Annotated in this window: 17 protein-coding genes and 1 tRNA gene; 13 read left to right on the top strand and 5 right to left on the bottom strand. The window is 65.4% G+C overall.

From position 1 onward, the window contains the following. Nucleotides 1-23 precede the first annotated feature (23 nt). Nucleotides 24-620 carry a recombination mediator RecR gene (recR, locus tag ACKTSM_RS05560; protein ID WP_407876129.1) on the bottom strand — a complete coding sequence of 199 codons (597 nt, stop codon included), beginning with the start codon at nt 618-620 and terminating at the stop codon, nt 24-26. A 53-nt stretch (nt 621-673) separates the two neighbouring features. Between recR and fmt the strand changes: the two genes are divergently transcribed. Genes fmt through ACKTSM_RS05545 form a run of 3 tightly spaced genes read left to right on the top strand, consistent with a single transcriptional unit; the run spans nt 674 to nt 3,471 of the window. Next, the gene (gene fmt / locus ACKTSM_RS05555) at nt 674-1,579 is read left to right on the top strand and encodes a methionyl-tRNA formyltransferase (RefSeq protein ID WP_407876128.1); all 906 of its coding nucleotides are present in this window, start codon (nt 674-676) and stop codon (nt 1,577-1,579) included. Further along, nucleotides 1,576-2,346, top strand: coding sequence for a tRNA pseudouridine(38-40) synthase TruA (truA, locus tag ACKTSM_RS05550; protein ID WP_407876127.1), 771 nt, complete (start codon nt 1,576-1,578; stop codon nt 2,344-2,346). Before fmt ends, truA begins: the two co-directional genes overlap by 4 nt. Before the next feature lie 12 nt (nt 2,347-2,358). Further along, nucleotides 2,359-3,471: a zinc-binding dehydrogenase gene (locus ACKTSM_RS05545; RefSeq protein WP_407876126.1), complete on the top strand. Its 1,113-nt coding sequence runs from the start codon at nt 2,359-2,361 to the stop codon at nt 3,469-3,471. A gap of 17 nt (nt 3,472-3,488) precedes the next feature. Here ACKTSM_RS05545 and ACKTSM_RS05540 read toward each other — a convergent pair whose 3' ends face one another. Continuing rightward, a complete protein-coding gene (locus ACKTSM_RS05540; protein ID WP_407876125.1) occupies nt 3,489-4,475 on the bottom strand; it encodes an asparaginase in 987 nt (328 codons plus the stop codon). 182 nt (nt 4,476-4,657) lie between these two features. On the opposite strand from ACKTSM_RS05540, the gene ACKTSM_RS05535 reads away from it, so the two are divergent. Next, nucleotides 4,658-5,002 carry a hypothetical protein gene (locus tag ACKTSM_RS05535; protein ID WP_407876124.1) on the top strand — a complete coding sequence of 115 codons (345 nt, stop codon included), beginning with the start codon at nt 4,658-4,660 and terminating at the stop codon, nt 5,000-5,002. 146 nt (nt 5,003-5,148) lie between these two features. Here the strand turns inward: ACKTSM_RS05535 and ACKTSM_RS05530 are convergent, their stop codons facing one another. Both ACKTSM_RS05530 and ACKTSM_RS05525 read right to left on the bottom strand, forming a co-directional pair. Beyond that, a complete protein-coding gene (locus ACKTSM_RS05530) occupies nt 5,149-5,895 on the bottom strand; it encodes an anti-sigma factor family protein (RefSeq protein WP_407876123.1) in 747 nt (248 codons plus the stop codon). After that, entirely contained in the window at nt 5,892-6,368 is a 477-nt protein-coding gene (locus tag ACKTSM_RS05525; RefSeq protein WP_407876122.1) for an RNA polymerase sigma factor, read from the bottom strand. The genes ACKTSM_RS05530 and ACKTSM_RS05525 overlap by 4 nt, the downstream gene beginning before the upstream one ends. Before the next feature lie 112 nt (nt 6,369-6,480). Here ACKTSM_RS05525 and ACKTSM_RS05520 point away from each other — a divergent pair, with 112 nt between their 5' ends. The 6 genes from ACKTSM_RS05520 to ACKTSM_RS05495 all read left to right on the top strand — a co-directional run bounded on the left by ACKTSM_RS05520 (nt 6,481) and on the right by ACKTSM_RS05495 (nt 11,275). Beyond that, nucleotides 6,481-7,779, top strand: coding sequence for a S8 family serine peptidase (locus ACKTSM_RS05520; protein WP_407876121.1), 1,299 nt, complete (start codon nt 6,481-6,483; stop codon nt 7,777-7,779). 101 nt (nt 7,780-7,880) lie between these two features. After that, a complete protein-coding gene (locus ACKTSM_RS05515; protein WP_407876120.1) occupies nt 7,881-8,966 on the top strand; it encodes a hypothetical protein in 1,086 nt (361 codons plus the stop codon). Nucleotides 8,967-9,233: 267 nt separating this feature from the next. Continuing rightward, nucleotides 9,234-10,007: a guanitoxin biosynthesis heme-dependent pre-guanitoxin N-hydroxylase GntA gene (gene gntA / locus ACKTSM_RS05510; protein ID WP_407876119.1), complete on the top strand. Its 774-nt coding sequence runs from the start codon at nt 9,234-9,236 to the stop codon at nt 10,005-10,007. After that, nucleotides 10,004-10,591: a DUF1989 domain-containing protein gene (locus ACKTSM_RS05505; RefSeq protein WP_407876118.1), complete on the top strand. Its 588-nt coding sequence runs from the start codon at nt 10,004-10,006 to the stop codon at nt 10,589-10,591. Before gntA ends, ACKTSM_RS05505 begins: the two co-directional genes overlap by 4 nt. Continuing rightward, a complete protein-coding gene (locus ACKTSM_RS05500) occupies nt 10,584-11,132 on the top strand; it encodes a DUF421 domain-containing protein (RefSeq protein WP_407876117.1) in 549 nt (182 codons plus the stop codon). Before ACKTSM_RS05505 ends, ACKTSM_RS05500 begins: the two co-directional genes overlap by 8 nt. Before the next feature lie 67 nt (nt 11,133-11,199). Further along, nucleotides 11,200-11,275 (top strand) — tRNA-Val (locus ACKTSM_RS05495). 25 nt (nt 11,276-11,300) lie between these two features. Here ACKTSM_RS05495 and ACKTSM_RS05490 read toward each other — a convergent pair. Then, nucleotides 11,301-11,885: a TlpA family protein disulfide reductase gene (locus ACKTSM_RS05490; RefSeq protein ID WP_407876116.1), complete on the bottom strand. Its 585-nt coding sequence runs from the start codon at nt 11,883-11,885 to the stop codon at nt 11,301-11,303. Between ACKTSM_RS05490 and argH the strand changes: the two genes are divergently transcribed. The 3 genes from argH to lysA are packed head-to-tail and all read left to right on the top strand — an operon-like array spanning nt 11,884 to nt 14,827. After that, a complete protein-coding gene (gene argH, locus ACKTSM_RS05485) occupies nt 11,884-13,299 on the top strand; it encodes an argininosuccinate lyase (RefSeq protein WP_407876115.1) in 1,416 nt (471 codons plus the stop codon). The genes ACKTSM_RS05490 and argH overlap by 2 nt on opposite strands. After that, nucleotides 13,296-13,547, top strand: a complete 252-nt coding sequence (locus ACKTSM_RS05480; RefSeq protein ID WP_407876114.1) for a hypothetical protein — start codon at nt 13,296-13,298, stop codon at nt 13,545-13,547. Before argH ends, ACKTSM_RS05480 begins: the two co-directional genes overlap by 4 nt. A 20-nt stretch (nt 13,548-13,567) precedes the next feature. Further along, entirely contained in the window at nt 13,568-14,827 is a 1,260-nt protein-coding gene (gene lysA / locus ACKTSM_RS05475) for a diaminopimelate decarboxylase (RefSeq protein ID WP_407876113.1), read from the top strand. The last annotated feature ends 5 nt before the right edge of the window (nt 14,828-14,832 follow it).

Here is a 14,832-nt window from a genome sequence, read left to right as displayed (position 1 = left end):
CGCAGATAATCGCAGCGGCGCGATTATTCAACGGGTCTGCGCGCGCGAAGCGCCTGGGCGAGCGTGCCCTCGTCGAGATAATCGAGTTCTCCGCCGACCGGCAGGCCATGGGCCAGTTGGGTGATCCGCAAGGGATGGGATTCGAGGCGTTCTGCGAGGTAATGCGCGGTGGTCTGCCCTTCGAGCGTCGCGTTCATGGCCAGCACCACTTCATCGACCGCGCCGCCCGCAACGCGATCCATCAGGCTGGCGATGTTGAGATCGTCGGGCCCCACCCCGTCGAGCGCGGACAATCGCCCGCCCAGCACGTGATAGCGCCCGCGAAACAGCCGCGCTCGGTCGAGTGCCCAGACATCGGAGACGTCTTCCACCACGCACAATTGCCGCGCATCGCGCTTGGGATCGGAGCAGATGCCGCAAGGGTCGGCGGTATCGACATTGCCGCAGATTTCGCACTCGACCAGTTGCTGCGACACCGCATCGAGCGCTTCGAGCAGTGCGGGAAGCGCGCCTTCGCGGTTCTTGACCAGCCACAGCACCGCTCGCCGCGCGCTGCGGGGTCCGAGCCCGGGAAGCCGGGCGAGCGCCGAGGAGAGCGCTTCGATCTCTTGCGATGCCATGGGGGGAGAGATAGGGGCTGGCGCTCGGTTGAAAAAGGGGCTTGGGGCCTTTCATGCGCATCATCTTCATGGGAACGCCTGATTTCGCGGTTCCGGCGCTCAATGCACTGCACGAGGCGGGACACGACATCGCCTGCGTCTATTCGCAGCCGCCGAGCCGGTCGGGTCGCGGCAAGAAGCTCCGTCCCTCTCCCGTCCACGTGCGTGCCGAGGCGCTGGGGCTTGCGGTCCGCACGCCCCGATCGCTGCGCAATGCTGAGGCGCAGGCCGAGTTCGCCGCTCTCGATGCCGATGTCGCCGTCGTTGCCGCCTACGGCCTGATCCTGCCGCAGCCGGTGCTCGACGCGCCGCGCCATGGCTGTCTCAACATCCATGCCTCGATCCTGCCGCGGTGGCGCGGGGCAGCACCGATCCACCGCGTGGTGATGGCGGGCGACGAGGAGACAGGGGTGACGATCATGCAGATGGAGGCCGGGCTCGATACAGGACCCATGCTGCACATCGTTCGCACGCCGATCGCGGGAAAGACCACCGGAGACCTCACCGCAGAGCTTGCGCAACTCGGCGCGGGCGCGATGGTCGAAGTGCTTGCCAATCTGGGCTCCTACGCCGCGCAGCCGCAGGACGATGACGCGGCGAGCTATGCCCCCAAGATCGACAAGTCCGAAGCGCGGATCGACTGGACACGGCCCGCGAGCGAACTGGTAAGGCATTGCCATGGCCTTTCGCCGTTCCCGGGCGCTTGGTTCGAACTGGCGGGCGAGCGGGTGAAACTGCTTCGCGCCGAATTGGCCGAGGGCGAAGGCGAAGCAGGCAAGATCATCGACGACGCGCTCACCATTGCCTGCGGCGCCGGCGCGATTCGTCCCGTGACCCTCCAGCGCGCAGGCAAGCCGGCGATGAGCCGCGATCAGTTCCTGCGCGGCAAGCCGGTCAATGCCGGAGCAAAAGCCGAGTGACCCGGTTCGCCCTCACCATAGAATTCGACGGCACGCCCTTTTTCGGACTGCAGCGCCAAAAGCACGGGCCCAGCGTTCAGCAATCGATCGAGGATGCGCTCACCCGGGTGACGGGCGAAAAAGCGGTGCTGCACAGCGCCGGGCGGACCGATACCGGGGTACACGCACTGGGCATGGTGAGCCATGTCGATCTCGTCAAGAACATCGCACCTTTCCGGTTGATGGAGGCGTTGAACGCCCATTTGCGACCGGACCCGATTGCGGTGATCGCGTGCCGCGAAACCGAACCCGAATGGCACGCACGCTTTTCGTGCATCGGCAGGCGATACCTCTATCGTATCGTCAATCGCCGCGCGCCGCTCACGCTCGCAAGGAATCGCGCCTGGCAGGTTGCGCACGATCTTGACCACGAAGCGATGCACCGCGCTGCGCAGGCGCTGTGCGGGCGGCACGATTTCACCACTTTCCGTTCGGTGCATTGCCAGGCGGCTGATCCGGTCAAGACGCTCGACCGCCTCGACGTGGTCCGCGCGCGCAATGATTTCGGCGAGGAGATACACATCCACGCCGAAGCGCGTTCGTTCCTGCACCACCAGGTGCGCTCGATGGTCGGCTGTTTGAAGCTTGTGGGCGCGGGGTCGTGGCGCGAAGAGCAACTCGCAGAAGCGCTGGCCGCCAAAGACCGTAGCAAATTAGGACTTAACGCGCCGCCCCAAGGTCTCTACTTCGTCGAGGCACGCTATTCGGACGATCCGCAAGGCGATTGAAAAGGAATTCCCATGACCACCACCGGCAAGCAGCTTTTCACCACTCTCACCGCTGACGGTAAGCTGACGCTCGAGGTCAGCGAGGAAAGCTTTCCCGAGCCCAAGGGCAACCAGGTTCTGGTCAAGATGGAGGCCGCGCCGATCAACCCGTCGGACCTCGCGATCCTCACCAGTGCGGCGGATTTCGACAATGCCGAATATTCGCCCGGCAAGGTCGTGGCGCAAATGCCCGAGCCGTTCCTGTCGGGCCAGAAGGGCCGCCACGGCCAGCGCCTGCCTGCGGGCAATGAAGGCGCAGGCACGGTCGTGGCCACCGGCGACAGCGACATGGCCAAGGCGTTGATGGGGCAGCGGGTGGCCTGCGTTCCGGGCAACGCCTTTTCGCAATATGCGATTGCCGATGCGATGATGTGCCTGCCGCTGGGCGATCACAGCGCGGAAACCGGCGCCTCGTCGTTCGTCAACCCGATGACCGCGCTCGGCTTCGTCGAGAACGCCAAGCGCGACGGGCAGAAGGCGATCGTTCACACCGCGGCGGCATCAAACCTTGGTCAGATGCTTATCAAGATTTGCGCCGAGGACGAGATCGACCTCGTCAACATCGTGCGCAAGAGCGAGCATGTCGACATGCTCAAGGGGATCGGGGCAAAGCACGTCGTCAATTCGAGCGACGATGATTTCATGGCGCAATTGCGCAATGCGATCGACGCCACCGATGCCTTTTACGGTTTCGATCCGATCGGCGGCGGCCAGGCGGTCGACAATGTCTTCAAGGCGATGGAGCAGGTCGCGGTGAAGAAGATGAGCGAGTTCAGCCGCTATGGTTCGGACCAGGCGAAGCGGATGTTCATCTACGGCCGGCTCGACATGGGGCCAACCATCCTGACCCCCTCCTACGGGTTCGGCTGGACGCTGTCGGGCTGGTTGCTCACCCCGTTCCTGCAACAGGCAGGAATGGAAACCGTAGTGCGCATGCGCACCCGTGTGCAGCAGAACCTCACCACCACCTTCGCCTCGCATTACAAGGCCAAGGTCGATCTCGAAGGCATGCTGACCAAGGAAGCGATCACCGATTACCGCCAGATGAAAACCGGCGAAAAATATATCGTCACGCCCTGGGGCTGATCCGCAGCGAACGAGCCCTAGGGCCGGTCGAAGGCATCCTGGATGCGAGCGGGGTCGGTGATCCCGTTCGCAATCAGGAGCATCAGCATTATCCGCGCCTTGGCAGGACCGAGCGAGCGCGCAGCCACAAAGCCGAACGTGTCGTCATCGACCTCGACATTGCGGTCGACCATGCCTTCATCGACCCGCGCCGAGCGCACGACCGGTACGCCCGCGCGCACCGCCTTGGCGAGTGCTTCGAGCACTACGCGCGGGGCATTGCCCTGCCCCATGCCGGCAATCACGATGCCCTTGCACCCGATCGAGAGCAACGCCTCCAGCGGCTTTGCATCCATACCCGCACCAGCGGTCAGGATCGCCACGCGTGGCAGTTTTTGCGGCCAGTCGAAACGCGGTTGGATCGCGTCGCGGTGTGCGGGGGCAAACCAATCGAGGCTCGACGGTGTGACCCGCGCGATCGGTCCGCGCGGAAAGCCGCGAAAGGCATCGATGTTCGATGTCGAGGCCTTGCGGATATCGCTGGCCGCGAAGACCGTGTCGCCCATCACCACCATCACCCCGCGACCGGCCGCGTCCTCATCGCTGACGAGCCGCACCGCATTGGCGAAATTGCGCATTCCATCGCTTCCCACCATGTCGGCCGGACGCATCGCCCCGACGAGGGCGACCGGCTTTCCCGCCGGCAGGGTCAGGTCGAGAAGGTAGGCTGTTTCCTCGGCGGTGTCGGTGCCGTGAGTGACAATCACCCCCGCTATTGCGGGGTCGTTCTGGGCGCGCACGATCTCCCGGTGAAGCGCATCCCATTCGCTCCAGCCGATATCCTGCGAACCGATCTGGGCGATCGTTCGCGGCAGCAATTGCGCATCCAGTGCGAGCGACGAGACGTCGCCGATCATCGCTTCTAGCGAAAGTTCGCCCGCGCCGTAGGATTGCCCGGTCGCCGAACGTGCGCTGCCCGCGATCGTGCCGCCGGTGCCGAGAACGAGAATCTGCGGTCTGTCCATGATCTGCGCGCTCTAACCGTGCCTGCGCGCCGATGCCACTTGCAATTGCACACCCGCATGCCCCGAGCCGAAAGAAGCGGCAGCACAAAAAATTCGCTCACGGTCGGATTAAGCAGGAGTTGCCAGCCGTTTCCTCAGAGACCGGCCGCCAGACGGCCGCGAAACCAGCTTGGAGACACGACATGAAGACCATTTCCGCCGCCCTCACGCTCGCATTCGGCCTCGCCGCAGTCTCGGGCCACGCCAGTGCGAACGTGCTTTATGAAGAACAGCTCGCCCGCGCCGAGGAACAGCGGATCATCAATGCGCCGATCGCTGGCATCGAGAACAATCTGTGGTTCGACTACCGTATCGACATCACCGAGGCGCAAAAGGAACTGCGCAGCGACCTGCGCCGTGCGAGCGATCTCGAAGACCAGCGCGATGCCTGGGAAGAATATGCCGACGAACTGCGTCACGAACGCAAGCACTACATCGAGGAAATGGCCGAACGCGGCTATCGCTACGGCACGGTGGTCGTCGGCTGATCGAACGATTTTCGCTGTCCCCCGAGGTGCAACGGGGGCGAGGGGTCGGCAGCAATGCCGGCCCCTTTTTTCTGTGGTGTGCGGGGTTTTCTCTGAAGGCGCGGACACCTCGGTTGCACGGGAAGCGCCTGGCGCGCAGTTCTTTTCTAGCGCCAGCCGCTAGCTCTGGCCCGCGCTTCCTGTTCGGCATCGAGCGCGCCGCCTTCGGCCATCTCCTGCGCCCTGGCGAGCAGGTCGCTTTCGCTGCTGCCTGCCTGGCGGAACTGGGTCGCCTGCGCTTCGCCGAGCATCATCTGCTCTTCGATCTGCCAGCCTGTGCCCTTGTTGCAGGCGATCCCGCCCGCACGCGCGCTGCGATAGACGCGGCAGAGATTGTCGCTGCCATCGGCAAAGCTGAGGAGGATCCGATGTTCGCTTCCCGCAACCTGTTCGCCGGCAAGCTGGGTGTCGAGCGCGGCGGCAAGCTGCGGGCCGACCGATGGGCTGCCCGGTATCGGGTCGCTATCGCCGCCTCCCGGCGCAATGATGACCGCTGCCACGAGTGCGGCTGCCATGGCCGGTCCGATATAGACACCCCAGCGCCGCATGGCAGGCGCAAGGCCGCGCTTCTGCCGCGCAGCAGCAAAGCTGACCACCTCGGCCTGGGCTGGCGCTTCGGTCGCGTCCGCCTCTTCACCTTTCCCCGCTTTCAGGAGATCGGTGAGCGATGCGGGCATCTCGTCATCGAGCAGCGGTGCGTAATGACCGGCGAGCCGGCCTTTGAGCGCACGGTGCGCCTCGACCTTGCGCCCGATCTCCGGATCGGCGGCGATTGCCGCTTCCATCTTGGCCAGGGGCGCGCCGTCGAGCTCGCCATCGGCATAGGCGGCGATCTGTTCCTCGCTGATGCTCATGGTGCGTTCTCCGGTTCATCGGCCAGCATCGTCATCAGCGCATCGCGCCCGCGCACCAGCCTGGAATTGAGAGTGCCGACCGGGCAACCGACGATCTGAGCGGCTTCCTTGTAGGCATAGCCTTCGACCATCACCAGCAAGACGGCTTCGCGCTGGTCCTCGGGCAGTCGCGCCATCGCGCGGTCGACCATCGACAGCTCGGCGCGCGCTTCCTGGCCGCCATCGGAGCCGACCGACAGGCCGGCATCGGCGTCCACGAATGTCTCGCGGCGGCGAGTGGCAGCGCGTCCTTCGTCGATGAAAATGTTTCGCATGATCCGGTACATCCAGCTGTCGAGCCGCGTTCCTTCCTGCCACTGCTCGCGGCGCGTCAGGGCGCGTTCGATGGTCATCTGGCACAAATCGTCGCCATCGGCCGCCGAACCGGCGAGCCCGATCGCAAACCGCCGCAGTCGCGGCAGCAGGTCGAGCACTTGCTGTTCGAACGGTGTTTGCAGCGCCTCGTGCCTTTTTTCACATGGATTAAACGGATGGGCCGGCTCGTTTCATCCATGCTTAATGCGAAATATTGGATAGAAACGAAAGATGCGCTTCAATCTGCCCACATTCCTGGCCGCTTTCGGCCTTGCTGTCACCGGCCTCACGATCACCGGCACCCTCGCGTCGGCCTTCGCGCCGCCGCTTGCTGCGCAGGTGCAGTTGTCCGGGCCTTCCGGCAATATCGGCATGCCTCCTGTCAGCGGGGTTCTCGGCGATGTCCGCGACCGCGTGAGCGGAACGCTCGACTCGCTCGATGCGCGCGCGCTGGACGAGGCGCGCAGCCTCTTGCGGGCGCGCGAGCGCTTTCTGGACTGGCTCGTGCGCCGCAACCGCGACACGATCGAGCGCGATGGAGCGGGCAATCTCGCTAGGCGCGGCGAACTCGTGGCGATCGCGCTCGGCGATAGCGCCCGGCTTGCCCTTTCGGGCGCGGGCTTCACCATCCTGTCCAGCGAACGGATCGAAGGGCTTGATATCGCGGTCACCCGCCTGGCAGTGCCCGAAGGACTCGAGCTTGGCGAAGCGCAGGCGCTAGCCTCGGCTCTCGTCCCGAATGTCGAGATCGCGCCTGACAGCCTTCACTTCCAGGCTGGCGTGCCCGCGGCTGCAAGTGCGGCGGTGCAGATGGCGGCACAGGGCGCTGCCGCGAACGGAACCGTCGTGGGCATGATCGACGGCGCGCCCGGTGCCGCGGTGCCGGTGGAAGTCGAACGCGGCTTTGCCGCAGGCGCGCCGATGCCATCCGATCACGGCACCGCTGTCGCCAGCCTCCTGCGCGGCGAAGGCGTGAGCCGGATCAAGGTCGCCGATGTCTATGGGCGCGATCCGGCAGGCGGCAATGCGCTGGCGATCGCGCGCGCCTTGGGCTGGCTTGCATCCTCGGGAGCAGACGTCATCACGATCAGCCTCGTCGGCCCCCGCAACGCGCTGGTCGAACGCGCGGTCGGCGCGGTTCGTGCGCGCGGCATCGTGGTGGTGGCAGCGGTCGGCAATGACGGCCCCGCCGCCCCGCCCGCTTTCCCCGCAAGCTATGACGGCGTGGTGGCGGTGACCGGGGCCGACCGGCGCGGCCGCGCGCTGATCGAGGCGGGCCGCGCGCTCCACCTCGATTACGCGGCCCCGGGTGAACGCGTCTTTGCGCTCGACCGGCGCGGAACGTTGAAGAGCTGGCGCGGCACCTCCTTTGCAACGCCCCTTGTGGCTGCGCGGATCGCGGCGGCAATGGGCCGCGGCGGCAATTGGCGTGCCCGGCTCGATGCCGAGGCGCGCGATCTCGGCGCGCGCGGACCCGATCCCGTCTTTGGCCGCGGCCTCGTCTGCGAGCCCTGCGCGCGAAAAAGATGAAAGTTTTTTCGGACGGCGCGGATTAAACCACCGGCCGCATCCGTTTTCCCTTCGAGCGAGCAAACGAACACATCTCGCTGCGAACTCGAAAGGATATCACGATGAAAAAGCTCCTTATCACGGCCAGCGCGATTGCGCTTCTCCCGGTTGCGGCCAATGCCCAGCTGCTCGGCGGCGGCGGCGGTCTCGGCGGCGGTCTTGGCGGATCGCTGGGCGGCTCGATCAGCAACACGGTCGGCTCGACCATCAACACTACCACCCGCTCGGTGCGCTCGACCGTCGACAGCACGGTGCGCGGCGATGCGGCAACCGATGGCGACCAGTCGGTTGACGCGCGCAACGGCAATGTGCGCGCCGAACGTAGCGCCAATGGCTCGATCGCGGGTTCGACCGCGAGCCTTGCCGACCTCGCGGTTCCGGGCCTGAGCGGCACCGCCAATGGCAATGCCAACGGCCAGGCCAGCGGCCAGGGCAATGCCAGCGCGCAGCTGATCGGCACCGATACCGTCACGAGCGCTGTCGCCCCGGTGGCAGGCCAGGCGCGTTCGACCGCGGCTTCGGCTGCTGCGCAGGCTACCGCCACCGCCACCGGCACCGCCTCGGCCGCCGCAAACAGCGCGCCGATGCCCGGCCTCCCGGCTTTCGGCAGCGCGAGCGCCAGCGGTGAAGGTTCTGCCAATGGCCAGGGATCGGCATCGTTCATCGGTTCGCCGCTTGCGGTCGCCGGCAGCGCGGCCTCGGCTGCGAACGGTGTCGGCACCGTCTCGCCCGGCATGTCGGTCATCACTCCCGAAGGCGCCTCGCTGGGCCATGTCAGCCAGATCGTGGCTGACGGCAATGGCCATGTCGAACAGGTCATCGTAACCCAGGGCGACACCAGCCGCGCGCTGCCCGCTGGCATGTTCAGCGCACAGGGCGACGCGTTGGTCGCCGGCGCAGCCAATGGCGCGCTCGATGCGACCAATGCGAATGACGAGGCCGAAGCAGGTGGCTCGGAGAAGGGTTCCGCCGGGACCGATGCGCCGGCAAAGCCGGGTGCTGGCAAGCAATCGAATGCAGCGGAAACCAAGCCGGTGACCGCCTCCCCCGATGCCCCGGCACGCGGATCGAGCAATGGCAATTCGCAGGGCAATGCGACCTATGCCGGAAGCGGCCGGACCGACGAGGCCCGCCGCGTCGAGAACTGATCGGAATTGACCCCCCGGCCTGCCGATTGCCCAAAACCCATCCGGCAGGCCATCCCGAGAGGCGGGTGCCACCAGGCACCCGCCTCTCACTTTGCGTGGCAGGCAGGTTGGGCACGTTGCCGCGCCCGGATGGGCGACGCGATATTTCTCGGCACTTACCGGCGGGTAGACCGTTGGTTGGCAAACAGACTTCGAGGGAACGGCGCAAATGTGCGGTGCAACGCCGCTGCGATCCGGGCGCCCCCTTGCCGAAAAGGACAAATGTCGATGCCAGACAATGCCGAAACCCTGCTCGACTGCCCGCGCGTGGGAGCCGAAGCAGCTCCCGTGGACCTGGACCGCCAAGCGCTCACCAAGGCGCTGCACGCGCATATCGAAGAACGCGAGTTTCCCTGCGTGGGTGCGAAATCGGCGCTCGCCCGCGGCAGCCTGCATGTCGAGGCCGCATGGTCGGTCACCAGCGCCTGGGACGATGTGCGCATCCATGACCGGCTGCTCGCCTGGAGCCGCAAATACAGGGACGATGACAGCGGCCTGCGATCATTTGCAGTGGTGTTCGATGGACCAGATGACCTTACCGAAGCGCAGTTCGAGACCGCGATGTGGGACCGTATCCAGTCGCTCGCCGACAAGGATGCGTGGCGCGGACAGGGCTATGACGAACGCGTGAGCGCCGATCCCGGCGATCCGCATTTCTCGCTCAGCTTCGGCGAGGAAGCCTATTTCGTGGTCGGCCTCCACCCCAATGCCTCGCGGCCCGCGCGCCGAACCCCGCATCCCACGCTGGTCTTCAACCTCCACGACCAGTTTGAACAACTGCGCGCCAAGGGCCGCTACGAACGGATGCGCGAGGCAATCCTCAGCCGCGACGAAGCGCTTGCCGGTTCGATCAACCCGATGCTCGCGCGTCACGGCGAAGCGAGCGAGGCGGCGCAATATAGCGGCCGACATGTTGGCGAGGACTGGGTCTGCCCCTTTTCGGACCCTCGCGGTGCGGCGCAAACGAAGGACCAGACGGGCAATGCCGGAGGGAAGGCGTGAAGCGGATCGCACCGCGCAGCGGCGCTGCGCTCAAACTGGCCAAGGGCGAGATCCTCAAGATCGTCGATCCTGAAGGCGGCCAGGTCTCGGACTTTCTCGCCTACAACGCCGACGACGTGCGCGAGGTCATCTCGAACGGACGCACTTTCGATTATGAGGAAACCATCCAGCTCGGCAGGGGCGCTACCCTGTGGTCGAACCGGTCGAACCCGATGCTCACGATCGTCGAGGACAGCGTCGGCCGCCACGATTTCCTGCTCACGCCGTGCAGCAAGGCAACCTTCCGCCACTTCTATCCCGACAAGCCCGTGCATCGCGGCTGTTTCGGCAATCTTGCCGAAGCGCTCGAACCCTTTGGGATCGTGGAAGACGCCATTCCAACCGCCTTCAACATCTTCATGAACGTGCCCGTCGACGGCAATACGGGCCGCCTGCGGGTCGATCCGCCTACCAGCAAGGCCGGCGACCATATCTGCCTGCGTGCCGAAATGGACCTTATCATCGGGATTACCGCTTGCAGCGCCTACGCCTCGAACGGAGGCAGCTTCAAGCCAATCGATTATGCGGTGACCACCGATGTCTGAAGCGTTCAATCTGTGGTCTGATTGGCCGCGCCTGTTCGAAGTCGCGCTCAACGCGGTGCTGTTCTATGTCTTCATCGTCGCGCTGGTGCGCATTGCAGGCAAGCGAACCACCAGCGAATTCAACAATTTCGACTGGATCATCAACGTCGCGGTCGGCAGTCTCGCGGCGAGCGGGATCTTGCTCAAGAACGTCTCGACGCTCGATGCGGTGGTTGCGATCCTGTGCCTTGCAGCCTGCCAGTATGTCGCCACGCTCTGGGTGCAGAAGACCCGGATCGGATCGGTCGTGATGAAAGCCCAGCCGACCCTGCTCACGCACAAGGGCGAGTTTTTGTGGGAAGCGATGAAGGAAGCGCGCGTCTCCGAGGAAGAAGTGCTGGCAGCACTTCGCGCCGCTGGAGAGGTCGAAAACTCGGATGCGAATTGGGTCATCCTCGAGACCAACGGCAAGCTTTCGGTCATCCCGCGCCAGGATTCGGGCCTCGAGGCGGAAGCGCTGCAAGGGGTCAAGGTCCCCGAGGAACCTGACGGCAAGGACTAGCCGCGTGCTGTCCTGCCCGCTTGACCGCGCAGGCCACCGGGCGTAGGGGCGCGCTTCGCATGCTGCGGGGCGATTAGCTCAGTTGGTAGAGCATCTCGTTTACACCGAGAGGGTCGGCAGTTCGAGCCTGTCATCGCCCACCATGCCGCCGCATGTCCTCACCCCCATTCAGGCTGCTGCCAGCGCCTCGCGGACTTGCGCGATCGCCTCTTCGCTGTCCCAGTCATAAGCGCCGTTGACGCGCCAGACCTCGCGGCCTTCCGCATCGAAAAGAACGGTCACCGGCAGCTTGCCGCCATCGGAAAATTTGCGGGTCAGCCGGTTTTCGGGATCGAGCCAGGGTTCGAGCTGCGCAAGTGCCTCGCGCTCGAAATAGGGCACCACGACTTCCGCGCCGCGCATGTCCTGGCTGATGGTGAGCACCCGGACCTCGTCTTCGAGAGTTCCTGCCAGACCATCCAGTGCAGGCATTTCCTCGCGGCACGGGGCGCACCATGTCGCCCAAAGGTTGATGAGCACCGGACTGTCGATATCGGCGAGGTCGAGAATGCGCCCTTGAGGATCGGAAAACGTGACCTTCGGGAGCGGCGTGCCGGCGAAATCGCGCACCAGTTCGCCGGTCGGCACTCGTGGCGGCGCAGGCGCACTTGCTCCGGGCGTAGCAGGGGTTTCTTGCACCGCGTCCTCACCGCTCCTATCGCAACCCGCAAGCAGGAGCGCCACGAGCGACAAGAGAGCAGACGAACGAAGCATGAGCACTTCCCGGAACAGCATGTGGGGCGGACGGTTCGCCGAGGGACCTAGCGCGATCATGCGCGAAATCAATGCCTCCATCCCTTTCGACAAGGCGCTGTGGCGCGAGGACATTCGCGCTTCCAAGGCGCATGTGGCGATGCTCGGCGCGCAGGGGATCGTCAGCGAACAGGACGCCGCTGCCATTGCCGACGGGCTCGACACGATCGCTGCGGAATACGAGCGCGACGGCGTTCCCGAGGACTGGGACCTCGAAGACATCCACATGACGGTCGAAGCGCGGCTGACCGAGCTGATCGGCCCGGTCGCGGGGCGCCTGCACACTGCGCGCAGCCGCAACGACCAGGTCGCGACCGATTTCCGCTTGTGGGTGCGCGCCGCCAATCGCCGCGCCATTGCCGCAATTGCTGCCCTGCGCGAGGCGCTGCTCGATCGCGCGGACGAGCATGCCGGCACGATCATGCCCGGCTTTACCCATCTCCAGACCGCGCAACCGGTCACGCTGGGCCACCACCTGCTCGCCTATTACGAGATGCTTTCCCGCGATGCCGCGCGTTTCGCTGCCGCAGACGAGAGGCTCGACGAATGTCCGCTCGGCTCCGCCGCATTGGCAGGGACCGGTTTTCCGATCGATCGTGATGCGACCGCGCGCGCGCTCGGCTTTGCTTGCCCGACCCGCAATTCGCTCGATGCGGTGTCCGACCGCGATTTCGCGCTCGATTATTGCATGGCGGCGAGCCAGTGCGCGATCCATCTCTCGCGGCTTGCCGAAGAACTGATCCTGTGGGCGAGCCAGCCCTTCGGCTTCGCTTCCCTGCCCGACCAGCTGTCGACCGGCAGTTCGATCATGCCGCAAAAGCGCAATCCCGACGCTGCCGAACTGGTGCGCGGCCATGCCGGCCGGATAATCGGAGCGGGAACCGCACTCATGGTAACGATGAAGGGCCTGCCGCTGGCCTATTCCAAGGACATGCAGGACGACAAGCCGCCGGTCTTCGAGGCCGCGAACCTGCTTGACCTCAGCCTTGCCGCGATGACCGGGATGATCGCCGAGACCGAATTCCACGAAGAGGCCATGCGCGCCGCCGCCGAGGCCGGATACGCCACCGCCACCGATCTTGCCGACTGGCTGGTGCGCGAGGCCGACGTGCCTTTTCGCGAAGCACATCACATCACCGGCGAAGCGGTTGCGCTCGCCGACCGCAAGGGCTGCGCGCTCGATCAATTGCCCCTCGACGAGTTGCAAGCGATCGATCCACGCGTGGACGAGCGGGTGTTCGCAGCGCTCTCGGTCGAACACTCGGTGGCGTCGCGTTCCTCCTATGGCGGGACCGCACCCGATCAGGTAAGGCTTCGCGTGGCCGAAGCGCGCGAGGCGTTGCCGGCTAGCCATGCGCAAGAGGAGCCGCGATGACACGCCAAGCCTGCCTGCTGATCGCCGCCGCATCGGCTGTTCTGGTCCTGCCAGGCTGCGGCGCGCGTGCTCCGCTCGAACCCGCCCAGGGCGCATCGTTGCCGCCTGCCGCCTATGGCACGCAGGAGCGGGCCGACGCCGAACAATTGCTCGAATTGCCGACCCTCGCCGCGCCCGAGCGCAGCGTCGAATTGCGCCGCCGCTCGGAAGAGCGCGAGGACGACCCCTTCGACCTTCCACCCGAATAGCGCACGATCCGGTTTGCGCGATGGATCATTTCGTCATCAAGGACGGCATCATGCATGCCGAGGACGTGCCGCTCCCGGCCATAGCCGAAGCGGTGGGAACGCCGGTCTATGTCTATTCGCGCGCCACGCTCGAACGCCATGCCCGAGTCTTTCGCGAAGCACTCGACGCGGTTCCCGAGAAGCTGATCGCCTTCGCGGTCAAGGCCAATCCCAATCTCGCCGTTCTGCGCGTGCTCGGCGCGCAGGGCTTCGGTGCCGACGTGGTTTCGGCAGGCGAAATGCGGCGCGCGCTCAAGGCGGGGATCGAGCCTGAGAAGATCGTGTTTTCGGGTGTTGGAAAGACGGCGGTCGAACTCGAAGCCGCGCTCGATTCAGGGATCGGCCAATTCAATATCGAGAGCGAGGAAGAGGGCATCGAACTCGCCGCGCTGGCTGTTCAAAGGGGCATTGCGGCCAGTTGCGCTCTGCGGGTCAACCCCGATGTCGATGCCGGGACCCATGACAAGATTTCGACCGGCAAGGCCGACAACAAGTTCGGCGTGCCAATCAGCGAGGCTGAACGAATCTTCACCGCGCTGGCGAAGCTCGAAGGGATGAACCTGCGCGGCCTCGCCGTCCATATCGGCAGCCAGCTTGCCGATCTCGCGCCGCTTGAACGCGCATTTGGCAGGCTCGGGACGCTGATCGATACGCTTCGCAAACAGGGTCACGCGATCACCCATGTCGATCTCGGTGGCGGGCTCGGCGTTCCATATCGCAAGGGTGAAGAGCTACCCAGTCCCGCCGAATATGGCGCCATGGTCGCACACGTGACCCGCGGTTGGGATGCGAAGCTGATCTTCGAGCCCGGGCGCGTGATCGCGGGCAATGCCGGAGTGCTGCTGACCCGGGTGGTGAGGGTCAAGCGCGGGATCAGCGATCCCTTCGTGATCGTCGATGCGGCGATGAACGATCTTGCCCGGCCAGCCTTGTACGGGGCCTGGCACGATTTCGAAGCGGTCGAACCGGGCACGGAGCGCATGATCGCCAATATTGTCGGCCCGATCTGCGAGACCGGCGACACCTTTGCCACCGGACGCGAATGCGACGCGCTCGAGGCAGGCGCGCTCGCGGTGTTCCGGACCGCAGGCGCATACGGCGCGACCATGGCATCATCATACAATTCGCGCGGCTTCGTCGCCGAGGTGCTGGTCGATGGCGACCGGTTCGCTGTGGTCGCCGACCGCATCGATGCAGGCGCGATCATGGATGCCGAGCGCGTGCCCGAGTGGCTCGACTGAGACGG

Origin of the sequence: Qipengyuania nanhaisediminis (assembly GCF_045862805.1) — a bacterium.
Lineage (GTDB): Bacteria > Pseudomonadota > Alphaproteobacteria > Sphingomonadales > Sphingomonadaceae > Erythrobacter > Erythrobacter nanhaisediminis_A.
Note: the sequence above shows the minus strand (reverse complement) of the source record. Positions and strands in the feature narration are given on the sequence as shown.